The following is a 24,211-nucleotide window of genomic DNA, read 5'->3' on the forward strand; positions in this document are numbered from 1 at the left end:
TTAGAGGCTTCTATTCCAAAAATTTTTTGTAATCATAGTTTTCACTCTGTCACTGCTTAATTTTGTGAGATTAGTATGGCTTTATTCTCACGGAATTTAACTTTCAGAAATAAGGAAAATGATGAAGAAGTCACTAACAACATTAGGTTTGGCACTGGTATTTACAGGAACAGCTTATGCAGCAAGCTGGGGCTACGAGGGAAACCATGGGCCAGCTCATTGGGGTGAGTTTGCATCTGAGTGCGCAAAAGGTCAAAACCAGAGCCCAATCAACATTGAATCGGCGACCGAAGCGAAGCTAGAAAAATTGAATTTCGACTACGAAGGTAAGGCAATTTCACTGCTGAACAACGGTCACACTTTACAGACTGGTTTAGAAGGTAAAAACACACTCACCATTGATGGTAAAGAGTTTACGTTGAAACAGTTCCACTTCCATACGCCATCTGAAAACCATGTGGACGGTAAAGAATACCCTCTAGAAGCACACTTTGTGCATGCCGACAAAGTAGGTCATCTAGCTGTTGTCGCGGTGTTCTTTAAACTGGGTGACGCGAACCCAGATCTAGCTAAGATGCTAGCTAACATTCCAACTAAAGATCAAGATGTTACCATCAAGGTTCCATTTGATGCTGATGCCCTTATCCCAAGTGATAAAGACTACTACCGCTTTAACGGCTCACTAACGACACCGCCATGCTCTGAAGGTGTACGTTGGTTCGTGATGAAAGAAGCACAAACTATTTCTCCTGAGCAGATAAAATCTTTTTCGGAAGTAATGGGGAAAAACAATCGCCCAATCCAACCGCTGAATGCACGTATGGTGTTAACGCAACAATAACCACTTCATGCGAAGAAAAATAAAAAGCCCGCTTAAACATAGCGGGCTTGGTTATTTGGGTATTGGTGAAAACTAGAAGCCGTGATCTTCTTGCTCTTCCGCTTTTACCATTTGTATAGGATCAAGCTTAAGCGTCTGAGTAGGGAACGCGATATCTGCATCGTGTTCTTTAATGATGTTGATTACCTTAAGCAGTATGTCCTGCTTAACCTCATGGTATCTCACCCAATTCACGGTTTTAGTAAAGGTATAGATAAAGAAGTGCAATGATGATGGACCGAATGTATCGAAGTTGACGATAAGTGTTTGGCGTGCATCAATGTCTTTGTGATTTTTCAGCATTTCTTTTACCGCGGTGATAATTTGCGGCATTTTTTCAGCATCGTCGTAACGAAGTCCAATTTTTTCGTAGATACGTCGGTTCAGCATGCGAGATGGGTTTTCTACGACAATGCTGCTAAACACTGAGTTTGGCACATACAGTGGACGCTTATCGAAAGTTCGGATAATGGTCATACGCCAGCCAATGCGTTCTACCGTCCCCTCTATTTGTCGGTCTGGAGAACGGATCCAATCGCCAACTTTAAATGGACGATCGAAGTAGATCATAAGACCTCCAAAAAAGTTAGACAGCAAATCCTTCGCCGCTAAACCGACGATCAAACCACCAACACCACCGAAGGTAAGTAGGCCCGATAGTGACAGACCAAATGCCTGCATTACGGTTAGAATTCCGACGGTAATAAAGAACAGGCGCGCGACCTTAGCTATCGCTTGTACTGTTGTTTCATCTCGGTTCTTTTGTTCGAGAACATGCTCTTCAACATTGGTAATGAGCCGCATAACGGTCCATACGAAGATGCTGATGATTAAAATCAGTTTCAGCGTACTTAACCAGTTTATTTTATCGTTGAGCTCGCTCTCTAATATGATGCCGATAGAGACGGTTGCTGGCCAACACCAAATGAGTGTACTGACTGGCGCTTTTAGCGCATCAAGCAACATGTCATCCCAGTGGAAGGGCGTTTTCTCTACGAGCGCAGCGAGGCGAGAGCGGATCAGCCGCCAAGCTATCCAAGCTATAAAGCTAGCGAGCGTAATGAAAAGGACGCTTCCACTCCAATTTTGATGAGACGTTTCAATGTAGCTTTGTAATTCGGTAAACCACTGTGGCATATGTAACTTATTTCTAGTGAACCATGGAAGGAAAGGTAGCAGATATTACTCCTTCACCCCAGTGATTTCCTTTAAATCATTTACTTATGTCTAAACCGTCCGAGATGGACTTTTCCTTCCGATGACAAGAGAGTCACCTCAATGTTCTGTTGAGCGACCGCCGCATGCATGTTCAGAGGTACGCTACCAATGATTGAGGGTTGATATTTGGACGATCAATTATAACTTCTCTGACTTATCGCTAACATTTATCTTAAGTAAGTGTGAGAGTGTATTGGCTCTTGAATTAGCGGAGGCAGATATGGAATTTACAGAGCTGGATCGAAACGCGCTCTACGACATCTGGATGTCACAAAAAGCCAAAATGCACATCACTCAAATGGAAATGGCGAAGCGCCTTGGTTTGAGTCTACACGAGTTTTCTGGCTTGTTACGTGGTAATTCTCCACTGACGCTAGGTTTTGTAAAACAGCTATGCGAGCAGCTACATGTACGTCCTGGTCAGGTGATTCCGTCTTTGACGGAGCGTGACCTATCTGCATCTGGTACCGTTTATTTACAAAATCGTGTGACGGTGGATGGCGATATCAGTAACGTGTTTATCGACGGAAACCAAGTCGTGATCGAGTACGTCCACCAAGTTAGCTAGCTTGCTCGTCAAATTATCGGGTTGAAGAGCAATAAAAAACGAGCCACTGTTGGCTCGTTTTTTCGTTTCTGTTTTGCTCGATTGCAAAGATTATGGGATTTTCACTAGCGAATCGCGTGAAAGATCCGCGATAGACTTAGCACCAGTCAGCGTCATTGCTACACGCATTTCTTTATCGTACAGATCCAGTAGGTTTTCAACGCCTGCTCCGCCTTGTGCTGCCAATGCGTACACAAATGAACGGCCAAGAAGCGTACAGTCTGCACCAAGTGCGAGCATACGAACGACATCAAGACCAGTACGAATACCAGAGTCTACGAAGATCTTAAGATCACCTTTTACCGCATCCGCAATGCTTGGTAGTGCTTTAGCACTTGAAAGTACGCCATCTAACTGACGGCCACCATGGTTAGATACCACAATGCCATCTGCGCCGAAACGTACCGCATCTTTCGCGTCTTCTTCATCCAGAATGCCTTTGATAACCATTGGACCATCCCAAAAATCACGAATCCACTCAAGATCTTTCCAGGAGATAGAAGGGTCGAAGTTTGCGCCTAACCAGCCGATGTAATCTTCTAGCTTTGTTGGTTCGCCACGATAAGTTGAGATGTTACCTAAGTCGTGCGGTTTACCAAGTAGACCCACATCCAGCGCCCAGCTTGGGTGGCGCATCGCCTGGAATACACGACGCATGGCTGCGTTAGGACCACTCATACCTGAGTGCATGTCACGGTAACGTGCGCCAGGAACTGGCATATCAACGGTAAACACCAGCGTTGTTACACCTGCTGCTTTTGCACGCTCAAGTACGTTTTTCATAAAGCCACGGTCTTTAAGCACGTAAAGCTGGAACCACATTGGACGTTCAATTGCAGGTGCGACTTCTTCAATCGGACAAACCGAAACAGTCGACATAGTAAATGGGATGCCTTTTTTCTCGGCTGCTTTTGCTGCTTGCACCTCGCCTCGGCGCGCGTACATACCAGTTAGACCAACAGGAGCTAGCGCGATTGGCATTGCCAGTTTCTCACCGAAGATCTCGGTTTCGAGGCTCAAATCTGTCATATCGCGTAGGACGCGTTGGCGAAGAGCGACATCACCTAAATCGTCAGTATTACGCTTCAGCGTGCGTTCGTCGTAAGAGCCGCCATCAATATAATGGAATAGAAACGGGGGAAGCTTGGCTTTCGCGGCAGCGCGGTAGTCAGTAGAAGCTGAGATAATCATAATGGTGTCCTAGCGGTTATTCTAAGCAAAGTTGTGGAGCAATTTGCTCTTTCGTTGAGTCTTCATCGCAAAGCAGTGAAGACATCAAAATGAGTATAGTTACCTATGGTTCACTTACGTTTGAACCGGTGATGTTGGTAACCCATTTACATAATTGGTTGAAAAATTTTATTAAATCACTCAATCAGTTATGCAAACTGGAAAGGATGACACAGCTGTCGGGGGAATTGATGTAGCAAGCTAAATCAACATGTCGGGGTAGTAGTGCAGACAGCTGTGTCAAATTAGGCAGGGTTGTAAACCCTGCGTTTCGCGTTACTTCATTAAGACATCTGTCATTTGGAAGCCATAAATCAGCACCAATCCAATAATGCCTGTCATTACAATGTAGTAGAACGTAGGGATAATCGTCTTACGCAATGTTGCGCCTTCTCGACCAAGCAAACCTACCGTGGCTGATGCGGCAACAACGTTGTGAATCGCAATCATGTTACCTGCAGCAGCACCGACGGCCTGGAGTGATACAACAATCACACTCGAAATAGACAACGTTTGTGCCACTTCGAATTGGAACTGGCTGAACATCATATTTGATACCGTGTTTGAGCCAGCGATGAACGCACCCAGTGCACCAACGGTGGCACTCAGCGCTGGGAACGCAGAACCAACAAGGTCAGAGGCGAAGTTTGCGGTTGTGACGGGCATACTTGCTAGGTCAGCACCGTTGATGCCTGAGTTGATAAAGATACGAACCATCGGAATGGTAAATACCAAGACAAAACCCGCCCCAATCAGTGTTTTGCTTGACTCGCCAAACGCTTCACGCAATGGCTTTACACTACCGCTTTGTAACATTGCAGCAAGTAGTGCGACAAACACCAGAATGCCACCAGGAAGGTATAACGGCTGAATCGCAGCGCTAACGCCAGTCTCACCAAGAATGTTGCTGAACGACAAACTTACGCTTTGTACAAAGCCTTTCAGCTCAGGGCTAACGCGGCTTGCGACGAGAATAACTGCCAGCATTACATATGGAACCCAAGCTTTTACGATGCTCATTGGCTTGCCCGGATTGTCGTTTAGATCGACTTTTAGCGAGCCTAACCACTCTGCAGGCCATTTGTCTTCGCTTTCGAAATCCCACTTAGTCTTTGGTACTAAGAAGCCTTTTTTCGCTGCGGTAACAACGATAGACAGACCAACCAAACCACCGATAAGTGAAGGAAACTCTGCGCCCAAGAATACGCCGGTTAACGCGTATGGAACGGTGAAAGAGACACCAGCGAATAGCGCAAATGGTAGAATATCCAGGCCTTCACTCCAGCTTCTGTTCTTGCCGAAAAAGCGTGTTAACATCATCGCCATTAATACTGGGATCATCGTACCTACGACTGCGTGAATGACAGCAACGTGCGCTGTGATATCTTGCAGGTACATTTCCCACGTTGCACCTTGTGCGGCCAACGACTCACTGATGTTATGGGTGTCTAAACCTTTGTTTACACCTACGATGATAGGCGTGCCTACCGCGCCGAATGAAACAGGCGTAGACTGAATCATCATGCCCATTAGGACAGCGGCTAGCGCAGGGAAGCCGATTGCAACCAGCAGTGGTGCAGCGATTGCTGCCGGGGTACCGAACCCAGATGCGCCTTCAATGAACGAGCCAAAGCACCAAGCAATGATGATGGCTTGTACACGGCGGTCAGCCGAAATATCGGTAAATCCATTACGGATTGTGGTGATCGCTCCAGTGTGTTTTAAAGTGTTGAGCAAGAAGATGGCACCAAACACGATCCATAGAACAGAGACAGTAATGCCGAGTCCTTGGAATACGGAAGCCAGTACGCGATTGGCTGACATATCCCAAAACATAAGTGCGATAGCGACGGTTAGACCGAACGCAACAGGCATGGCTTTTTTAGCAGGCCAGTTGAGACCAACCAATAAGATGGCGGCAACAACAATTGGCGAAAATGCCACTAGGGCAAGTAGGGTTTCACTCATTTGTACATCCTTCGTACGCTGACTTCTCGAACGGTGTCAATCCGCTGTAGAGGTGACTTTTTGTTGTAATGGTTTTGTTAATTTGGCGTGAATTTACTCCTTTATTTTTTGTTGATATAGGGAAATAATGAAAATAATTAATTCCAAAAGTGACATAATGGTATGAGAGCAGACGACTTAATCCTATTTTCTCAAGTAATCGAACTTGGCAGCTTTAGTAAGGTTGCAGAGGCAAATAACCTTACAAATTCGGTAGTTAGCAAAAGAATGGCGAGGTTGGAGGAAGAAATAGGGGCTCAGCTATTATATCGAACAACGCGCAAATTAACCTTGACCGAGGCAGGTAAGGTGTTACTCCACAGTGCTAAAAATGTGAAGCAGGCCACTCAGGAGGCTATGGATGCTGTTGCAGGCTTTGGAGAGAATGTGAGCGGTCATATAAAAATGTCCGTGCCGTGTATCTCTGGAGATTTGATACTTGCTGATGCTGTTGCCGAGTTTTGTAACCTTCATCCGGGTCTGACCGTGGACATGTCATTGGATAACCGCTTTGTCGATTTAGTGGCTGATGGTTACGACTTAGTCATTCGAACTGGCTACCTAGCCGACTCCAGTTTGATCGCACGACATATTCTCGATTCCCAATGGGTGGTATGCGCGTCCCCTTCATATATCGCTAAAAATGGGAAACCGATCGAGCCGATTGATCTCACCACGCACAATTGTCTGCAATACGCTTACCAAACCACAGGTGCAACGGATTGGGAGTTTAAAGGAGAAGATGGCAATTACATCGTCAAAGTATCGGGCTGCTTTTCTACTGATAACGCGACCGCATTACGTAAAGCCGCTCTGGGCGGCCATGGTATTGCTTACGTCCCGCGCTGCTTGGTGTATCACGATATTCGTAATGGTCAACTGGTGGATATTTTTCCTGAATTAGTAGGTAAAAAGTTGGGTATCTACGCGGTGTATCCGTTTACTCGTCAACCACCGAACAAAGTGAAGCTGCTTATTGAGCACATTCGTGACCGGTACTTAACGATATCTCATTATTTCTAGGTTCTTCATAGATTTAAAACAATGTCGTTGAAATCAAAATTGGGTGCTCTAAGGTAATCACCGCAATAAAACGATTGAAGATAAACAACTTAATAAAAACAACGGAGTAACACGGACGTTATGCATTACCCAAAAACACGTAAAGATTCTGTCGTGGACACTTATTTTGGTCACGACATTACCGACCCTTATCGCTGGTTAGAAGATGATCGCAGTGAAGAAACCGCTCAATGGGTTTCGGGTCAAAATTCGGTCACCTTCGATTTCCTTGGTCAGATACCGTACCGCCAACAAATCCGTGACTTAGTGGCGAAGAGTCAAAACTACGAAAAATATTCCCAGCCATTTGTACGTGGTGACTACACCTACTTCTACAAAAACGACGGTTTGCAAAACCAAAGCGTATTGTATCGACGTAAAGGCGAGGGAGAAGCCGAGGTTTTCCTTGATCCAAATACTTTCTCCGAAGAGGGCACGACCTCTCTTGGCGAAGTCAGCTTCTCTAAAGACTACCGTTTGGTCGCGTATTCCATCTCGGAAGGGGGCAGTGATTGGCGTAAGATCTTTGTCATTGATACGGAAACCAAAGAACAGTTAGAGCCTGAGATTGTTGATGCGAAGTTTACGTCGATTTCTTGGCTGGGCAGCAAAGGCTTCTATTACTCAAGCTACGATAAGCCGCAAGGCAGCGAGTTGTCTGCTCGAACTGAGCATCACAAGCTTTATTATCATGAACTTGGTACCCCTCAATCTGAAGATAAAGTGATTTTCGGTGAGTTGGATACGCAAGTTCATCGTTATGTGTCTGGTACGACGACGACAGATGATCGCTTCCTCATTATCTCTGGCGCAGAATCTACATCGGGTAATCGTCTGTTTTATATTGATTTACAGTCTGAGTTACAGGCAATTGTGACGCTGCGCGAGACAACGCAAGGCGACACCTACTTAATTGATAGCCAAGACGCAACCTTGCTGCTTTACACCAACCTAGACGCGCCGAATGGCAAAGTTGTCAGCTACAACACTCAGACAGAACAATGGGCTGACGTGATTGCTGAACAAGAACAGCCGTTAGAAATCAGCAAAGGTGGCGGTTATCTGTTTGCGACTTATATGGTAGATGTGCTTTCTAAAGTGCAGCAGTTTAACTACCAAGGTGAGTGGATTCGAGATGTACAATTGCCGGGAGAAGGCACGGCTTATGGTCTGGCGGGTAAAAAAGAAGAAACCACACTTTATTACACATTCACTAACTACGTGACGCCTCCGACGATCTTCTCATTTGATGTCGAATCTGGTGGATCGACGCTGTTTCAAGAATCAAAGGCACCGTTCGATCGTAATGAGTATGAATCAAAACAGGTGTTTTACACCTCAAAAGACGGCACGCAAGTTCCGATGATCATTTCATACAAGAAGGGCATTGCACTTGATGGTAGAGCACCAACCATGTTGTATGGTTACGGCGGTTTTAACATCAGCCTCACTCCAATGTTTTCTGGCAATGTAGCCAACTGGCTAGAATTGGGTGGTATTTACGCTGTCGCCAACATGCGAGGCGGTGGTGAATACGGTAAAGCCTGGCACAACGCAGGCACTCAGCAGCAAAAGCAAAACGTGTTTGATGACTTTATTGCGGCGGCAGAATATCTGATTGAAAACGACTACACTAGCTCGGATCGCCTAGCGATTCGCGGTGGTTCTAATGGTGGTTTGTTAGTTGGAGCGTGTATGACGCAACGCCCTGAACTATTCAAAGTCGCGCTGCCTGCGGTTGGCGTGCTTGATATGCTGCGTTATCACACGTTTACTTCTGGAGAAGGCTGGAAGTATGACTATGGCACGTCGGAGCAAAGTGAAGCGATGTTCCAATACTTGCTTGGTTACTCTCCTGTTCACAATGTAAAAGAAGGCGTGCGATATCCTGCTACCTTGGTGACAACTGCTGATCACGACGACCGAGTTGTGCCAGCACATTCGTACAAATTTATTGCGGAGCTGCAAGACAAACAGCAAGGCGCTAATCCAGTATTGATACGCATTGATGTTAATGCCGGTCATGGTGCAGGAATGCCGCTGAGTAAGCAAATTGACCTCACCACAGACGTGTATGCATTTACGTTACATAATATGGGTATTGAGTCGATTTAATGCCCTAGTTGTTCGAAGCTTCTGAGAATAAAAAAATGCCGCGACAGTGTCGCGGCATTTTTCATGGTTGGGGGAACTCAATTCATACTGTTTGCCAGTATTTGAGCCAGGTTGACTAAGTCTGACTCTTGAACCAACCAGTCTCGGCGGCCAAACCGAAAGGCAGCTACGCCATTCTTAAGACAAGATGAATTTATCACCTTTTCTTAATCCTAGTTTATGAATATGAAACTGTGATGAACCTAAGCCGCATTGTGCTGATTTTCACTGTTTTCAAGATCAAATGAGGCATCTATCAGTTTTTTCGTGTAGTCATTTTTAGGGTTTTGGAAAATCTTTTCGGCCGTACCTTGTTCCATGACCTCGCCCTTTTGCATGACTAGAACACGATCAGAGAGTGCTTTAACTACTGATAGATCGTGGCTAATAAACAAGTAGCCAATATTGTGTTTTTTCTGCAAATCTTTCAGAAGGTCAATCACTGTCAGTTGCACCGAGCGGTCTAATGCAGAGGTTGGCTCATCAAGCAGAATAAACGAAGGTTCAAGGATCAGTGCTCGCGCGATAGCAATACGCTGACGCTGGCCTCCTGAAAACTCGTGCGGATAACGGTTGATGGACGCGGGATCTAAGCGGACCTCACGGAGCACGTCGCGCGCTTTCTGCATACGTTCTTTTTTACTCAACATTGGTTGGTGGACAGTTAATCCTTCTGTGATGATCTCGCCGATAGTCATACGAGGAGAAAGCGAACCATAAGGGTCTTGGAATACCATCTGAACGTCTTTTTTCAGCTCAAAACGTTCTTTGTTTGTCAGCAAGGCCATATCTTGGCCTTTATATTCTATTTTGCCAGTTGAGGGCAGTAGACCTATCAAAGCTCGGCCGAGTGTAGACTTACCTGAACCGGACTCCCCAACGATCCCGAGGGTCTCTCCTTGTTTAAGCTCAAGAGAAATGCCTTTTACCGCTTCGAAGTACTCATTCTTGCTCGCAATAAAATGCGACTTTACCAAGAATTTGACTCGTATATCGTCGGCCTTTAAAAGCTGTGTAGCACTTTCGCTAATAGGCTCCTTACTGCCTTTAGGAATCGAGTTGATTAGCATACGTGTATATTCGTGCTTTGGGTCCTCGAAGAGTATTTGCGTTTCGCCTTCTTCGACGACTTCTCCTTTACACATCACAATGACACGGTCTGCAAAGTGTTTTACGACGCCTAAGTCATGAGTAATAAATAGGATTGCCATGCCCATCTGAGCCTGAATTTCTTTAATCAGGTGCAACACTTCTGCTTGAACCGTGACATCTAACGCGGTGGTTGGTTCGTCGGCGATCAAAATATCGGGCTCGTTAATCAGTGCCATCGCAATCATGATGCGTTGCAATTGACCACCAGAAAATTCGTGTGGGTACTTGTTGTACGCTTTTTCTGGGTTTGGCATATGAACCAATTCAAACAGCTCTAACACCTTTGCTTTTGCTGTTCGTCTGTCGACCGGGCGGTGACACATGATGGCCTCAGCGACTTGGATACCCACCCGCATGTACGGGTTTAGTGAGGTCATCGGCTCTTGAAAAATCATGCCAATGCGATCACCGCGAATACTTTGCATTTCACGCTCTGTTTTATCCAAGATGGAGCTACCCTCAAACATGATGGATGAGCTTTCATGCAAAATAGCGTTGTCTGGCAGTAGTTTCATCAGTGCATTGGTTGATACTGACTTGCCAGAGCCAGATTCGCCAACGATGGACAGCGTCTCGCCTGCTTTTAAATCGAAGCTAACATTCTTTACTGCATCGACGATCCCATCGTTTGTCGTAAAGCTGACTGATAGGTTGTTCACCGAAAGAATGGTTTTAGAAGACATCACAGATCCTTGTGGTTGATAAAGCAAATGATACTCAAGTAATGGACAGCACAAACCTAGCTGGCCTCAATGCTTGAGCTTTAGATTAATTATACAGGTGAGAAGGCGAAGATTTTGCCGAACTCATTGCTTGCAAATGTAAGAACTGCTCATGCGCGCGCGTTACGTGCTCGAGTTCTATCATCCATTGAGCATTACGTTGGGCAGAGCAAAATGCCGCCATGTGAGCTAACAAGTCTTCGCTCTGTTGACCAAGTAGGTGACCTACGCGCTCAATCAGTTCATGGCTCTCTAGCTGCAAAAATTGAAATAGCGCGTAAGTTTGATTGAGTATTGAGAACGCATCATGCTGTAAGCCGAGTTTGTTGAGAATCTCTGATTGCGTCACGCTGGCATCTCTAAGCCCCGTAATGAGACATACAAACTGGCAAGGTTTAGTTTGTGCATTTTCTAGCGCTAGATGAATGTGGTTGGGTAGATTGTTGAGCACGTCGTCATATAAACGATGAGCTTCTGGCCAATGGCCTTGTTCCATCAGTTGCTCCGCTTTTAAGTAGCGCATCCAGCATTGCTCAATATTCATATCCATCTCCACAACATTTGATTTGTTTAGATATTAAATGAAATTGATTATCAATTGCAAGTGCGTGTTAATATCACTTATGTGTTCATAAAATGTCCAATCAATCTAGGGTGGAAGGTAAATCACTTAAAATTAAGCAAATAATCTCTACACTCAAATAACGAAAATAAGAAAATAAGAAAATAAGAAAAAAGGAAGTGGATATGGCAATACTAAGATTGGAAGCTAAGCAGCTATATTCTGTAGCAGATCTAGAGAATATGCCATGTAAGTCGACCAAGGAGTTACCTCCAATTGATGAAATCGTGGGCCAAGAGCGCGCGCAAAAAGCGGTCGAGTTTGCGATGTCCATCAAAGAGAAAGGGTATAACATCTACGCCATTGGTCAGAATGGGCTAGGTAAACGCACCATGATCTTGCGCTATCTGAATCGTCACCAGCACGATGCAGCAGCCCTGTTTGATTGGTGTTACGTTGCGAACTTTGAGGATACCCGTACACCAAAGGTATTAAAGCTGCCTTGTGGTATCGGAAATAAGCTACGTGTTGATATTGAAGCTTTAATGGGCAAATTATTGAATGCTTTACCCCTAGCATTCGACAATGAAATGTACTTTAGCCGCGCTGAGCGATTAAAAAATCAATTGGCAGCTAAGCAACAAAACGAGCTGGATCGTATTAGCCGAGAGGCAAAAGAAAAAGGCATCAGCCTAACACTGACTACACAGGGGGATTATCAGTTTGTCGCCATGAACGGTGATGAGCTTCATACGGAAGAGTCTTTTGATGTACTAAGCAAAAAAGAACAAGAGCAATTCAGCGATGCTATTGATGAGCTCGAAGTGCGATTGCGCTCGATGGTTCGTGAGCTTACGGAGTGGGAAGAGACATACAGCGATAAAATCAAAAAGCTCAATGATGAAGTGACACTTGATGTGATTACTCACTTCATCAAAAAACTCAAAGTGGATTACGCGCAATATTCCGAAATCAAAACCTACTTAACTGAGCTGCAAAAAGATATTGTTGAAAACGCAGATATCTTCCTTGACCAAAGTGGCGAGCAAGGCGAAATTGCGACGGCATCCTTGGATAAAAAATTGCCACGTCGTTATAAAGTGAACGTCTTGGTAAGCCGTAAAAGCAGCGAATTTCCTATCGTTGTTGAAGAAAACCCCAACTATCATTCACTCTTCGGGTCGATTGAGACTGCCACTTTCAAGGGAACGGTGTTTACCGACTTCTCGCTGATTCGCGCAGGGAGCTTGCATAAGGCGAATGGCGGCGTTCTATTAATGGATGCTCAGAAAGTACTTGAACAGCCTTACGTTTGGGATGGTTTGAAGCGCGCATTGCGTGCTCGTCAATTGAGTTTTACGTCTCTAGAAAAAGAAGTCACATTGACGGGGGCGGTATCACTCGATCCTGAACCGATTCCGCTTGATATCAAAATCATCTTATTTGGTGATTACCGAACTTACCAATTACTCCAACATTACGATCCAGAGTTCAGCGAGTTGTTCCGCGTGACGGCAGATTTCGAAGACGAAATGAAACGTACGCCGGAGTCTGAGCTGCATTACGCGCGCTTTATCTCTAGCGTGGTGCATGACAACAATATGCTGCATTGCGATCGCAAAGCCATTGCTCGAATCATCGAATACAGCTCACGTTTGTCTGGCGACCAATCCAAGCTATCTCTACATTCGGCTAATATCGCCAACTTGCTTCGAGAGTCGAACTACGTAGCTCGTCAAGCCAACTCCAACATGATTCGTATTGGGCATGTTGAAGAGGCGCTCAATAACCAAGAAATGCGAGTAAGCCGATTACGCGATAACGTAATGGAAACCTTTATTAACGGCACAACGCTGATTCGCACCGAAGGAGAAGCCGTAGGCCAAGTCAACGCACTTTCGGTATTGAGCACTAGTGACTACATGTTTGGTGCACCGAATCGCATCACAGCGACGACGTGTTACGGTGATGGGGATGTTATCGATATCGAGCGCAGCGTGGATTTGGGTGGCAGTATTCACTCTAAGGGCGTGATGATTTTGTCTGCCTACTTATCTTCCGTATTTGGTAAAACGGCACGAGTGCCATTAACGACCACCATTACCTTTGAGCAATCTTATGGTGGTGTTGATGGTGATAGTGCCAGCATGGCTGAGTTGTGTGCGGTTGTGTCTGCTTTTTCAAAGCAACCAAACCGACAAGACATCGCGATAACAGGGTCGATGAATCAATTTGGCCAAGCTCAGCCTATTGGTGGCGTAAACGAAAAGATCGAAGGCTTTTATGATGTGTGTGTAATTAAAGGTCGTCATGACGGGCAGGGGGTCATTATTCCGCGCTCTAATGTTCACAATCTAATGCTTCGTTCCGACATCGTGAAAGCAGTCGAAAAAGGCGAGTTTAATATTTGGGCGATTGACCATGTTACTGAAGCTATCGAATTGTTTACGGGGAAAGTTGCTGGTGAGCCAACTGATGAAGGTTCTTATCCAATCGATACCATTTTTGGCCTTGCTCAAGCTAAGCTCAATTCGTTGAGAAAATAGGCTGAAACCGTCCTAAATGTGAATGTATCTCATCATAAGTGATCATAATTTATCATAACGACAATATCCCGACGCTACTGTCGGGATATTGTCAATAACAGATTGAAAATGGAGAGTTTTTGTACTAGACAAAAGTGTGATCGACCTCTAATATTCGCCGCTTGTTTATTCGTCTGGGATTTATCCCGTCGCAAGGAAGCATAGATATTCAAACTGCCGAAAAGTAACGTTGTTATAAGCACTGCTCGAGTTTGTTTGGATATAGACATCACGCATACAACTGAGGCCCTGTCATGCAGTTATCACTGAAAAATTTGTCAGTACGAACGCAAATTTTGGTTCCGGTATTATTTACCGCGATTGTTTTGTTTATTGCTCTTTGGATTACTAAAAACAATCTTCAAGCAGAGCAAGATGTTATTGCTTCCAACCAAGAATCTTTGGTTTTTCACAAAGACACATTGGCGAGTATTGACGACCAAATTTACCCTCTGCGCATAAGCGCGGTTTACGCTATTTACGATGCTTCTCGTCGTGAGAATTTTCTAACCGAATTGAAAGAAGGCTTAAAGCAAGTTGATGCCGATTTAAGCGCAATTGAAGCCCGAAACCTATTCCGTGACGATGCCGTTAAAGTTCGCCAAGCAATTGAATCCTATGTGCGATATTCAGAGCGCTCAGTTGCTTTCTTCAACCAATACGATCAAGGTTTGAAATCGGATAGCGAGTACCGTGCATTTGTCAAAGAGTATCGCAATGTTGGCCGAGAAATGGTCCAACAAATTAACACGCTATCAAAGCATGTAAACGAGCAAGCTGAACAATCTACTATCAGAAGTCATCAGCAAAATGAGCGTGTGCAAAATAACGCTATGTTGACGGTTTTAGCGGTATTTGCTTTCTCATTGATAGGCGCTTGGTTCCTATCTGGCATGATTGTTACACCAATCCAAAAGCTGCAAGAAGTGATGCGTCAGTTAGCAATGGGTAATCTATCAGTACGTGCAGATGTCGATGGGGACAATGAGATCTCTAAGCTGAGCAAAGATGTAAACCAAACCGCAGAGCAGTTATACAACACTGTGGACCAGTTAACCCGTATTAGTGAGGAAGTTGCATCTGCATCGACCGAATTGGCTGCGGTAATGACGCAAGCGGAAGCGAACGCTCAACAAGAGTTGGCGGAGATCGAGCAAGTTGCATCTGCGGTTAACGAGCTTGCAAGCACTGCGAATAATGTGAGTGATAACGCGACCTCTGCTGACGCAACCGCGCGTGAAGCTGATGGACTTGCTCAATCAGGTTTGGCTATCTTCCAAGAAAGTGCGGAAGCAAGTGCGCAAATGTCTCAAGCATTGAACGATGCAGCGCAAGTTGTTTTGCGTCTAAAAGAGCAATCTGTACAGATCAACGATGTTATTGAAGTGATTCGCGGCGTATCTGAGCAGACCAACTTGCTAGCATTGAATGCTGCGATTGAAGCGGCGCGAGCTGGTGAATCTGGTCGTGGTTTTGCGGTAGTAGCTGATGAAGTACGCATGCTAGCAGCGCGTACTCAAGACTCGACACAAGAGATCCAAACGATCATTGAAGAGCTTCAAGCGCAGTCTGGGCTGGCGAATGACAGTATGCAAGTCAGCCTTGATATGCTTAGCCGCAACAACGAGCTGACGCAACAAGCGAATGAAGCGTTGGTTGGAATTACCGAGTCGGTCGCCAACATCAACGATTCAAACACGCAAGTAGCAACCGCAGCCGAAGAGCAGTCTCAAGTTACTCAAGATATCAATCGCAACGTGGTTAACATGTCGGAGCTTGTAAACCAAAACGTAGCGGGCATCAGCCAGAGTGCAAGTGCGAGTACTGAGCTTTCATTACTTGCAGAGAAGCAGAAAGAGCAATTAAGTTTCTTTAAGCTTTAATTCATCATCTACTTATCAAATCTCTAAATCCCTGAGTGAATGCTCAGGGATTTTTTTGTTTGTAATAATCGGATTTATTATCAATAAGTCTATCTAAAACAGTTAGTTAACAAGATTTTTTTTGCGGGCAATATCACGTTTTGTGATATTGTTTTTACATTTTTTTCGTCAATTTTTTTTTGACGCGAACATTTTTTTTAACTCAACCGATAACTTGATGGTTGAGAGGTATTCATATCGTCATTTTAAGTGGTGTTTTCTTCTATAAGCGCTGTTTATTCAACACGTTGCGTGAAAAATAACAGCTGCTACTATGCCGCCAGTTTTCTCGTTGGTACAGAAAAGTCCTGTTTTTCTGGTGAGAAAACACATATAAAACAATGATATGGAAAATAACAATGAAATTAAAAACTTTAGCTGTAGCAGTGGCGCTAATGGCATCAGGATCTCAAGTTGTCGCTTCAGAACTATACAACCAAGATGGCACTTCTCTTGAGATGGGCGGCCGCGCTGAAGCGCGTCTTTCTATGATGGATGGTAAGGCAGAAGACCGTACTCGCATCCGTCTTAACTTCCTAGGCAAACAGGAAATCAATGAAAACCTATACGGCGTTGGTTTTTGGGAAGGTGAGTTTGTAACTAAAACTTATGATGTATTTGATTCTAAAGGTAACAAAGTTGGTGAGACAGATAGTCTTGAAACTCGTTACGCTTATGCGGGTCTGGGTGGCAAATACGGTGAAGTAACTTACGGTAAAAACGACGGCGCACTAGTGGTTCTTACTGACTTTACTGACATTATGGCTTACCACGGTAACACAGCAGCACTTAAACTGCCTGTTTCTGACCGTACAGATAACATGCTGTCTTACAAAGGCCAATTCGAGCAACTAGCTGTACGCGCTAGCTACCGTTTTGCTGATCGCACAACAGATGCACAAGGCTTTACAGACAACGAGGAAGATGGCTTCTCTCTATCTGGTGTTTACGCGTTTGCTAACACTGGTTTTGAACTAGGTGCTGGTTACGCAGATCAAAACGACAGCGATGAGTTCATGCTGGTAGCTGCATACTCTGTAGGTGACTTCTACTTCGCTGGTAACTACACTGGCGCGGATATGGATGTTGCAGGTAAGACTCTTGATTACAAAGGCTACGAACTAGCCGCTGCTTACACTATGGGTCAAACTGTATTCACTTCTACGTTCAACAAAGGTGAACTAGAAGACGCAGATACTGTAGAAAACCTAGCTGTTGATGTAACTTACTACTTCAAGCCTAACTTCCGTGGCTACGCATCATACAACTTCGATCTAATGGATAACGAAGGCGCGGCTGAAAAAGATGAGCTAGCGCTAGGTCTACGTTACGACTTCTAAGTCATGACTCTTATCTAAGATACTGCCTTATTCTTAGTAAATAAAACCCCTTACTGAAAAGTAAGGGGTTTCTTGTTTTCTAGCACTTCAAAGCTTCTTGATAAGCGATAGGGGTTATCAAATCTATCTTTTTAGTGTGAGCTTAGTACCATCAAATTTGAGGTGACTGAGGAGGTTTTTAGCGTTGTTTTTACCAACCTCATCAAACTCCATTCCGTAGCGAGCATAGTGCGTTGATTTTTGTAAATTACAAATACGACCTCGCAACGGCGCTAGCATACGACTTTCTCCGGGCATCGTTAGATCCAATGAAACGTGGTCACCAACCTGAAGTGGTCGGCTCATCGGTGATGTTACAAAACGACAGCCACTACGAGATAAATCTCTTATTTCGCATTCAGTTCGATAGGCTTCTAAACAAACACGCGCTCTCAAATTTACTTCGTAACGCACTTCTTTGCGAAGCTGAAAGACCTGCATAGTGTTGGGTAGGTCTAGCACCAAAATTGGGTACGGATCGCCTAGTCGATGCTGTAATTGGGCCCGAAATGGGATAACGGCCCCTTCACCTCGATGAGAGTAGGCTTTTACATTGATCCAAAAGCCTTCTTGAAAATAGAACTTCAAGTCTTCATCGGAGATGTTCGGAACCTCTATCAATGCAGTATTATTTGAGTGACAGCCAACAAATGTGCTGGTTGTAATAAACTTTGTACCAACGGGGGTGGTGACGTTTAAGCTCACTTCACTGCCATGTTCGACCATTGCCATTGCATCGGTGCTATTTAATGTACTTGCCTGACGTTCTGGTGCCTTCTTGCTTTGCAGAGGTAGCTTGCCGTCTCTGGCAATTGGGCTCATATTTCTCATTATAATTGTCGTACCTGATGTAAGAAGGTAATCGCGTGAGGCGAAGCAGCACTCTCGCATGGTATCGATTTTATTCAGTGATATAGTTTGATTCAATCAATCTGTAACAAAAATTAGAGAGCAAGATATGCATAAAGTAACTCATGAAGCCACGAATAGTACATTCTGGGTTGATTTAGAGCAGAGCTATAAAGCCAAGTTAATTTATCAGCTTAAGGGTAATGTCATGCACATTACATCAACGGTTGTTCCTGAAGCACTGCGAGGTAAGGGGTACGGAAAAGTGATGATGGAAGCGGTGTTGCCAGAAATTGAGTCACTCGGTTATCAAATCAAACCAGTTTGCCCATATGTTATTCACTACATGGAGAAGAACCAAACGTGGTCACACCTGCTCGCATGATGAGTAACAACCACCAACGCTACCAAAATATTGGCCAGGAACTCAATCTAGGTAATTACCGCTCTGTAGAAGTCATACAATCGCTATGGGGAGGCTATGGAGAGTTAGTCCGAGTTACTTATTCTACTCGTTCGGTGATCATTAAGCATGTAAAACTCCCTAAGCCTTCAGAGCATCCTAGAGGCTGGAATACGGACCGTTCTCATCAAAGAAAGTTGCACTCTTATCAGGTGGAAGTGAATTGGTATGAGTATTTTTCCGGAGGGGTGGATACTCGCTGCCGAGTACCACAAGGTCTAAAAACGTTCCAATCGGAGAATGAATGGCTCATTGTGATGGAAGATCTCGCCGAGGTGGGCTTTCCAAAAGTCATCACAGATGCACAGCTAAAGCATCTACAAGCCTGCCTCACTTGGTTGGCGAACTTTCATGCGCGATACATCAATGTTCGTTCTGATAAGTTGTGGCATATCGGTACATACTGGCACTTAGCAACCAGACCCGACGAGCTTGAAGCATTGCAAGACACTGAGCTACAAAATGCGGCTCAATTGATTGATCAAACGCTTTCGCAAGCTAAGTTTAAAACACTAGTACACGGTGATGCCAAATTGGCGAACTTCTGTTTTGATGAAGAAGAATCAAACGTTGCTGCGGTTGACTTTCAATACGTTGGATGTGGGTGTGCCATGAAAGATGTGGCACTGTTTATGAGTAGTGCCGTTAAGCCAGAACGTTGTGCAGAGATGGAAGTTTGGGTTTTGGATACGTATTTTGCTCAGTTGCAACACGCGCTAATGGGCTATCAACCGAATCTTGACCCTAATGAAGTCGAGCGTGAATGGCGTCCTTTGTTTGCTGTGGCTTGGGCAGACTTTCAGCGATTTGTGAAAGGTTGGAGTCCCGACCACTGGAAGATCAATCCCTACACAGAAGCATTGACTCGCAGAGCGTTGGCTTACTTACGAAAGTGAGTCGAAGTTTAAAAAGAAAAGCCTCCAATTAGTAGGAGGCTTTGTTTTATCTTTGGCCTGGTCTGATGCGCGCCATGTAATAGGTATTGATGAATTCACCATCACGGAAGGAACCGTCAATCGCTTCACCTTCAATTTGAAATCCATGCTTTTTATAAAGCCCAATGGCGGCGTCGTTATCGGCATTGACCTCTATCTGAATTCTTCTCACATTTAACCAGTTATCTGCTAGTTCAGTGACTGTTTCTATCAATTTGCTACCAATACCGAGTCCATGGAAACTATCATGTACTCCGATGCCAAACGATGCCGTGTGCATCGTTCTTGGACGTAGAGAGTGGTGAAAGCCAATATTTCCGACGACTTTACCATCAATTTCAGCGACATAGCTATAAACACCATCAGGTATGTTTGACAACCTTTCCACCCACATCGCGAGCGAAGGCTTTGGGAGTTGCAGGGTTTCACGTTGTGCTTTTGGTTGTGAATAGATTTCTACGAGTGCCGCTGCGTCTTCGACGGTCGTTGGACGTACGATAATTTCCATGCCTCTCTCCTTCGCTTTTTAGTTTTAATTTTTAATCTAACCACAGTTTTCTTATTTGGATAGTGTTTTTTTATGTTTAATGGATAAATGCCTTTTAAATTAGCTTGTTATGATGTCATTTTTTGAATTTTTAGTAGTGATTTATCATCGAATTGAGCGAGTAGATTGCAAAGGTGTTGAATTATTGTACTGAGAATGGCGCGTACTGCAGAGTATCGTGGTGAATTTCATGTCGCAGTAAATAAACGCATTTAGTCAAACTGTGACGACGGCACTGTGCGTCAGTTGACTTGAATCAATAGAGGATGGGGTTACCTCCTATGAGGTATAGGGAAACGACACGTTTAGGGCTATTTATGCTTAACTTGATAAGGGAGTTTTGTTGAGGAAATAGCATGAAATCCTCTCAGTCTAAAATATCGCAAAGTCGGCGCCGATTTTTGCGTGATACAGCTCGAACTGCGGCTGGTGTTGGCGCAGCTGCGTGTGTATTGGGCTTACAATCGCTACAAAGCCAAGCTCGAGAAACCAAAGGTGTGCCTATTCGTCCGCCTGGTGCACTGCCGGAAGGCGATTTCGAATCAGCTTGTATTCGATGTGGCTTGTGTGTTCAGGCATGTCCTTACGATACCTTGAAACTTGCGACATTACTTTCACCCGTCGCGACTGGCTCACCTTACTTTACTGCACGCGATATTCCCTGCGAAATGTGCGAAGACATTCCTTGTGTTGTCGCTTGTCCGAGTGGGGCGCTGGATCCGAAACTAACCGATATTGATGATGCTCGAATGGGTACAGCGGTTCTTATTGACCATGAAACTTGCCTTAACTGGCAAGGGTTACGATGCGACGTTTGTTATCGCGTTTGTCCGCTGATTGATGAAGCCATCACGTTAGAGATGGTTCACAACGATCGAACTGGCTATCACGCCAAACTTATCCCTACAGTGAATTCCGAAGTGTGTACCGGATGTGGTAAGTGTGAACAAGCGTGCGTGTTGGATGTCGCTGCTATTAAAGTCGTCCCGACGGATTTGGCGAAAGGCAAAGTGGGCAGCCACTACAATTTTGGTTGGAAAGAGCTCGACAAACCACTCGAAAATATCCTCCCTAGTGAGACGCCTGTGCCGGAAGGTGCGCTTGAATCGCTAAAAGGAGGTAAGTAATGGCAAAGAATTTAGCTCAAAATGCTGGCAAAGAAGCGCTTGAAAAGCTTGGTTGGTGGCGCGCGCATCGGTTTTTGATTTTACGTCGGCTATGTCAGTTCACCATCATTGCGCTATTTATGGCTGGGCCGACGCTGGGAATTCTAACTGGTAATCTGTCATCAAGTATGTTGCTCGATACCGTGCCGTTAAGTGACCCGTTAATCGTGCTTCAAGCTTTGGCGACAGGGCATGTTCCGGAGTTTAATGCGTTGTTAGGCGTAGTGATTGTCGTGGTGTTTTACGCGATTTTGGCGCCGCGCGCATTTTGTGCTTGGGTGTGCCCGTTGAACATCGTGACAGACTTGGCGGCGTGGTTGCGTCGAAAGTTCAACATTAAAGCGAGCTATCGTTGGTCTCCCGTGATTCGTTATTGGCTGATCCCTGTTTTGATGTTGGGCAGTGCGCTATCTGGCGCGATTCTTTGGACATGGTTAGATCCAGTTGCGGCACTGCATCGCGGGTTGGTGTTTGGTATGGGCGCAGGTTGGGTGCTAATCGCCCTAGTGTTTGTGTTGGATTTACTCTTGGTTGAGCATGGGTGGTGTGGGCACTTATGTCCACTGGGGGCTACCTATGGCGTGATAGGCCGAAAAAGCCTGTTGCGCGTTACTGCTGTTCGGCGCGAAGATTGCACCAAATGCATGGATTGCTTTTACGTTTGCCCAGAACCAGAAGTGCTTCGGCAGCCTTTGAAAGAGGGAGATCGTCGAGTTATGGATCAAAACTGCATTAGCTGTGGCCGTTGTTTGGATGTGTGTCCAGAACATGTGTTTGAATTTAAAAATCGCCTATCAGTAAAAGTCATTGATTAAGCCACTGAGCACATTTACTCATGCTTTAGTTCTCTTGATACTTGAACATCGCGCTTAGCCAAGGAATTGAGTGCGATGTTTATCTTCATAACAATATTCCTCAGCCATATCAGCTTGCTCTGGGTTGAAAATAATAATGATATTGCGAATTTGTTACATTTAAAGCTATGATGATGCCTTCATATTTAAAGGAAACATCATGACTACCTTATCGCACGGCTGGAGAACGCCGCAAAATTTCCTCCTGTTAATTTCCATTATCGTGCCCATTGCTTTTTCTACCTGGATGGCGTTGTTGAACAACTTTGTTATAGAGAAAGCAAACTTTGATGGTGCCGACATAGGCCTATTGCAAAGTGTGCGCGAAATTCCGGGTTTTTTGGCCTTTACCGCCGTGTTTGTATTGCTGTTTATCCGAGAGCAACGCTTTATGCTCGTATCTTTGGCGATGCTTACGCTTGGTACGGCATTAACAGGTTATTTTCCCACTTTGTACGGTCTACTTTTTACAACCTTGTTAATGTCCACCGGCTTCCATTACTTTGAAACACTCAAGCAGTCTTTGTCTTTACAATGGCTATCTAAAGAAGAAGCGCCAGAAATGCTGGGTAAGTTTATTTCTGTTGGAGCTTTGGCTTCTCTGTTTACCTACGGCGCCATTTGGGTTTCGCTCGAACAGCTCAAACTTGATTTTAAAACGGTCTATTTAATGGCTGGTGGTTTAGGTTTTGTGCTCATTTTGGTGATGGCATTTGCCTTCCCACAATTTAAGACAAAAGTGCCTCAGAACAAGAAGCTCATCCTGCGTAAACGTTACTGGTTATACTATGCGCTTACGTTTATGAGTGGAGCACGCCGTCAAATTTTTACGGTGTTCGCTGGTTTCTTGATGGTAGAAAAGTTTGGTTACTCCGCCGCAGATATTACGTTGCTGTTCCTGATTAACTATGTCTTTAACTTCTTGTTTGCGAAGCGAATAGGCCGTTTTATCGGCGTTGTAGGTGAGCGCAAAGCGTTGATGTTTGAATACGTCGGTTTGATCTTCGTGTTTGTCGGGTACGGTTTGGTGCAAACGGCTGAGTGGGCGGCAGCATTGTATGTTGTCGATCATCTATTTTTCGCGTTAGCGCTTGCGATTAAAACCTACTTCCAGAAAATTGCCGACCCAGCAGATATGGCGTCGACCGCGGGCGTTGCGTTTACGATTAACCATATTGCGGCGGTTGTAATACCTGTTACGTTTGGTGTGATTTGGCTGGTTTCACCTGCTAGCGTATTTTACATCGGCGCTGGTATGGCAGCAGTGAGCTTGCTGTTGTCACTCAATATTCCAGCGAAGCCGGAAGAAGGCAACGAAACTCGCTTGTTGAAGTGGAGTTAAGTTGGTACTCACTATCTAATCATTAAAGCGAATACCTGTAATTAGACTCGCTAAAAAGGGTGCTTATGCGCCCTTTTCTTTTTATTGCAAATAGATAATCCCTCCAATGGTTGTCAATGCATGCCACGTCCGTTAGGGTTTAGAACTAAGTATTTCGAAATAACTTGGGCATAACTGACGCGAAACAATAAGAGGGGAGCTATACAGTGCAGATACATGGCAGAGAGTTGGATTTAGATCTAGGAAGCCGTCACATCGTTATTCAGCGCCGCTATGAGGCGTTAGGTGCTGCAAACGACCTACTCATTGCTATTTGGTTTTTAATTGGTAGCTTTTTCTTTTTGAATGATTCGTTGATTGAAAGTGGTACTTGGCTTTTCATTGTAGGCAGTGCGCAGTTGATCATTAAGCCCCTGATAAAACTGATGAGTTTAGTTCATGTTGGTCGTTTGAATAAGCAACTTTCTGGCACATCAGCGAGCCGCTGAAATTACCGCTTCTTTTGAATACTTGCAAGCAAGAAGCCAACAGGCGAGTTATCGAGGGGAAAGACGGAAGATAACGTGGTCACAACA

The 24,211-nt window shown here is 44.8% G+C and carries 20 protein-coding genes; 13 read left to right on the forward strand and 7 right to left on the reverse strand.

Annotation, left to right across the window (positions count from 1 at the left end):
- The first annotated feature begins 121 nt into the window (after positions 1 to 121).
- On the forward strand, positions 122 to 841 hold the full coding sequence (locus NL626_RS17300) for a carbonic anhydrase (RefSeq protein WP_042521660.1): 720 nt from the start codon (positions 122 to 124) through the stop codon (positions 839 to 841).
- A 72-nt stretch (positions 842 to 913) separates the two neighbouring features.
- Here NL626_RS17300 and NL626_RS17305 read toward each other — a convergent pair whose 3' ends face one another.
- Entirely contained in the window at positions 914 to 2,017 is a 1,104-nt protein-coding gene (locus NL626_RS17305; RefSeq protein WP_005375107.1) for a mechanosensitive ion channel family protein, read from the reverse strand.
- Between the two features lie 301 nt (positions 2,018 to 2,318).
- Between NL626_RS17305 and NL626_RS17310 the strand changes: the two genes are divergently transcribed.
- Positions 2,319 to 2,666 carry a helix-turn-helix transcriptional regulator gene (locus NL626_RS17310; protein ID WP_005375109.1) on the forward strand — a complete coding sequence of 116 codons (348 nt, stop codon included), beginning with the start codon at positions 2,319 to 2,321 and terminating at the stop codon, positions 2,664 to 2,666.
- Positions 2,667 to 2,756: 90 nt separating this feature from the next.
- Here NL626_RS17310 and lldD read toward each other — a convergent pair whose 3' ends face one another.
- On the reverse strand, positions 2,757 to 3,896 hold the full coding sequence (gene lldD, locus NL626_RS17315; RefSeq protein ID WP_005383962.1) for an FMN-dependent L-lactate dehydrogenase LldD: 1,140 nt from the start codon (positions 3,894 to 3,896) through the stop codon (positions 2,757 to 2,759).
- 315 nt (positions 3,897 to 4,211) lie between these two features.
- Positions 4,212 to 5,903 carry an L-lactate permease gene (locus tag NL626_RS17320; protein WP_005375111.1) on the reverse strand — a complete coding sequence of 564 codons (1,692 nt, stop codon included), beginning with the start codon at positions 5,901 to 5,903 and terminating at the stop codon, positions 4,212 to 4,214.
- Positions 5,904 to 6,065: 162 nt separating this feature from the next.
- Here NL626_RS17320 and NL626_RS17325 point away from each other — a divergent pair, with 162 nt between their 5' ends.
- A complete protein-coding gene (locus tag NL626_RS17325) occupies positions 6,066 to 6,965 on the forward strand; it encodes a LysR family transcriptional regulator (protein WP_005375112.1) in 900 nt (299 codons plus the stop codon).
- A 120-nt stretch (positions 6,966 to 7,085) separates the two neighbouring features.
- Positions 7,086 to 9,119 carry a prolyl oligopeptidase family protein gene (locus NL626_RS17330; RefSeq protein ID WP_253657576.1) on the forward strand — a complete coding sequence of 678 codons (2,034 nt, stop codon included), beginning with the start codon at positions 7,086 to 7,088 and terminating at the stop codon, positions 9,117 to 9,119.
- A gap of 242 nt (positions 9,120 to 9,361) precedes the next feature.
- Here the strand turns inward: NL626_RS17330 and NL626_RS17335 are convergent, their stop codons facing one another.
- Both NL626_RS17335 and NL626_RS17340 read right to left on the reverse strand, forming a co-directional pair.
- The gene (locus tag NL626_RS17335; protein ID WP_169628867.1) at positions 9,362 to 10,993 is read right to left on the reverse strand and encodes an ABC transporter ATP-binding protein; all 1,632 of its coding nucleotides are present in this window, start codon (positions 10,991 to 10,993) and stop codon (positions 9,362 to 9,364) included.
- A gap of 85 nt (positions 10,994 to 11,078) precedes the next feature.
- The gene (locus NL626_RS17340; protein ID WP_005375116.1) at positions 11,079 to 11,576 is read right to left on the reverse strand and encodes a hypothetical protein; all 498 of its coding nucleotides are present in this window, start codon (positions 11,574 to 11,576) and stop codon (positions 11,079 to 11,081) included.
- A gap of 203 nt (positions 11,577 to 11,779) precedes the next feature.
- On the opposite strand from NL626_RS17340, the gene NL626_RS17345 reads away from it, so the two are divergent.
- The 3 genes from NL626_RS17345 to NL626_RS17355 all read left to right on the forward strand — a co-directional run bounded on the left by NL626_RS17345 (position 11,780) and on the right by NL626_RS17355 (position 17,441).
- Positions 11,780 to 14,140 carry a Lon protease family protein gene (locus NL626_RS17345; RefSeq protein ID WP_005375118.1) on the forward strand — a complete coding sequence of 787 codons (2,361 nt, stop codon included), beginning with the start codon at positions 11,780 to 11,782 and terminating at the stop codon, positions 14,138 to 14,140.
- Between the two features lie 293 nt (positions 14,141 to 14,433).
- Positions 14,434 to 16,062 (forward strand): methyl-accepting chemotaxis protein, encoded by a 1,629-nt coding sequence (locus NL626_RS17350; RefSeq protein WP_005375120.1) that lies wholly within the window; start codon positions 14,434 to 14,436, stop codon positions 16,060 to 16,062.
- Positions 16,063 to 16,460: 398 nt separating this feature from the next.
- Positions 16,461 to 17,441, forward strand: coding sequence for a porin (locus NL626_RS17355; RefSeq protein ID WP_213970654.1), 981 nt, complete (start codon positions 16,461 to 16,463; stop codon positions 17,439 to 17,441).
- A gap of 123 nt (positions 17,442 to 17,564) precedes the next feature.
- Here the strand turns inward: NL626_RS17355 and NL626_RS17360 are convergent, their stop codons facing one another.
- Complete coding sequence (locus NL626_RS17360; RefSeq protein ID WP_005375123.1) at positions 17,565 to 18,302, reverse strand: flagellar brake protein; 738 nt, start codon at positions 18,300 to 18,302, stop codon at positions 17,565 to 17,567.
- Between the two features lie 136 nt (positions 18,303 to 18,438).
- Here NL626_RS17360 and NL626_RS17365 point away from each other — a divergent pair, with 136 nt between their 5' ends.
- A complete protein-coding gene (locus NL626_RS17365; RefSeq protein WP_213970652.1) occupies positions 18,439 to 18,714 on the forward strand; it encodes a GNAT family N-acetyltransferase in 276 nt (91 codons plus the stop codon).
- Positions 18,711 to 19,688, forward strand: coding sequence for an ecdysteroid 22-kinase family protein (locus tag NL626_RS17370; RefSeq protein WP_253657586.1), 978 nt, complete (start codon positions 18,711 to 18,713; stop codon positions 19,686 to 19,688). The genes NL626_RS17365 and NL626_RS17370 overlap by 4 nt, the downstream gene beginning before the upstream one ends.
- Positions 19,689 to 19,734: 46 nt before the next feature.
- Here NL626_RS17370 and NL626_RS17375 read toward each other — a convergent pair whose 3' ends face one another.
- Complete coding sequence (locus tag NL626_RS17375; protein WP_017820512.1) at positions 19,735 to 20,235, reverse strand: GNAT family N-acetyltransferase; 501 nt, start codon at positions 20,233 to 20,235, stop codon at positions 19,735 to 19,737.
- A 395-nt stretch (positions 20,236 to 20,630) separates the two neighbouring features.
- On the opposite strand from NL626_RS17375, the gene napG reads away from it, so the two are divergent.
- The 4 genes from napG (at position 20,631) to NL626_RS17395 (ending at position 24,124) form a co-directional block, all read left to right on the forward strand.
- The gene (gene napG, locus NL626_RS17380; protein WP_064376387.1) at positions 20,631 to 21,401 is read left to right on the forward strand and encodes a ferredoxin-type protein NapG; all 771 of its coding nucleotides are present in this window, start codon (positions 20,631 to 20,633) and stop codon (positions 21,399 to 21,401) included.
- Positions 21,401 to 22,255, forward strand: a complete 855-nt coding sequence (napH, locus tag NL626_RS17385; RefSeq protein WP_170894191.1) for a quinol dehydrogenase ferredoxin subunit NapH — start codon at positions 21,401 to 21,403, stop codon at positions 22,253 to 22,255. The genes napG and napH overlap by 1 nt, the downstream gene beginning before the upstream one ends.
- Positions 22,256 to 22,454: 199 nt before the next feature.
- The gene (locus NL626_RS17390; protein ID WP_206959048.1) at positions 22,455 to 23,636 is read left to right on the forward strand and encodes an MFS transporter; all 1,182 of its coding nucleotides are present in this window, start codon (positions 22,455 to 22,457) and stop codon (positions 23,634 to 23,636) included.
- A gap of 206 nt (positions 23,637 to 23,842) precedes the next feature.
- A complete protein-coding gene (locus tag NL626_RS17395; RefSeq protein WP_025768568.1) occupies positions 23,843 to 24,124 on the forward strand; it encodes a YrhK family protein in 282 nt (93 codons plus the stop codon).
- Positions 24,125 to 24,211: the final 87 nt, after the last annotated feature.

It is taken from the genome of Vibrio sp. Y58_MX_L22 (assembly GCF_024181865.1).
Taxonomy (GTDB): domain Bacteria; phylum Pseudomonadota; class Gammaproteobacteria; order Enterobacterales; family Vibrionaceae; genus Vibrio; species Vibrio alginolyticus.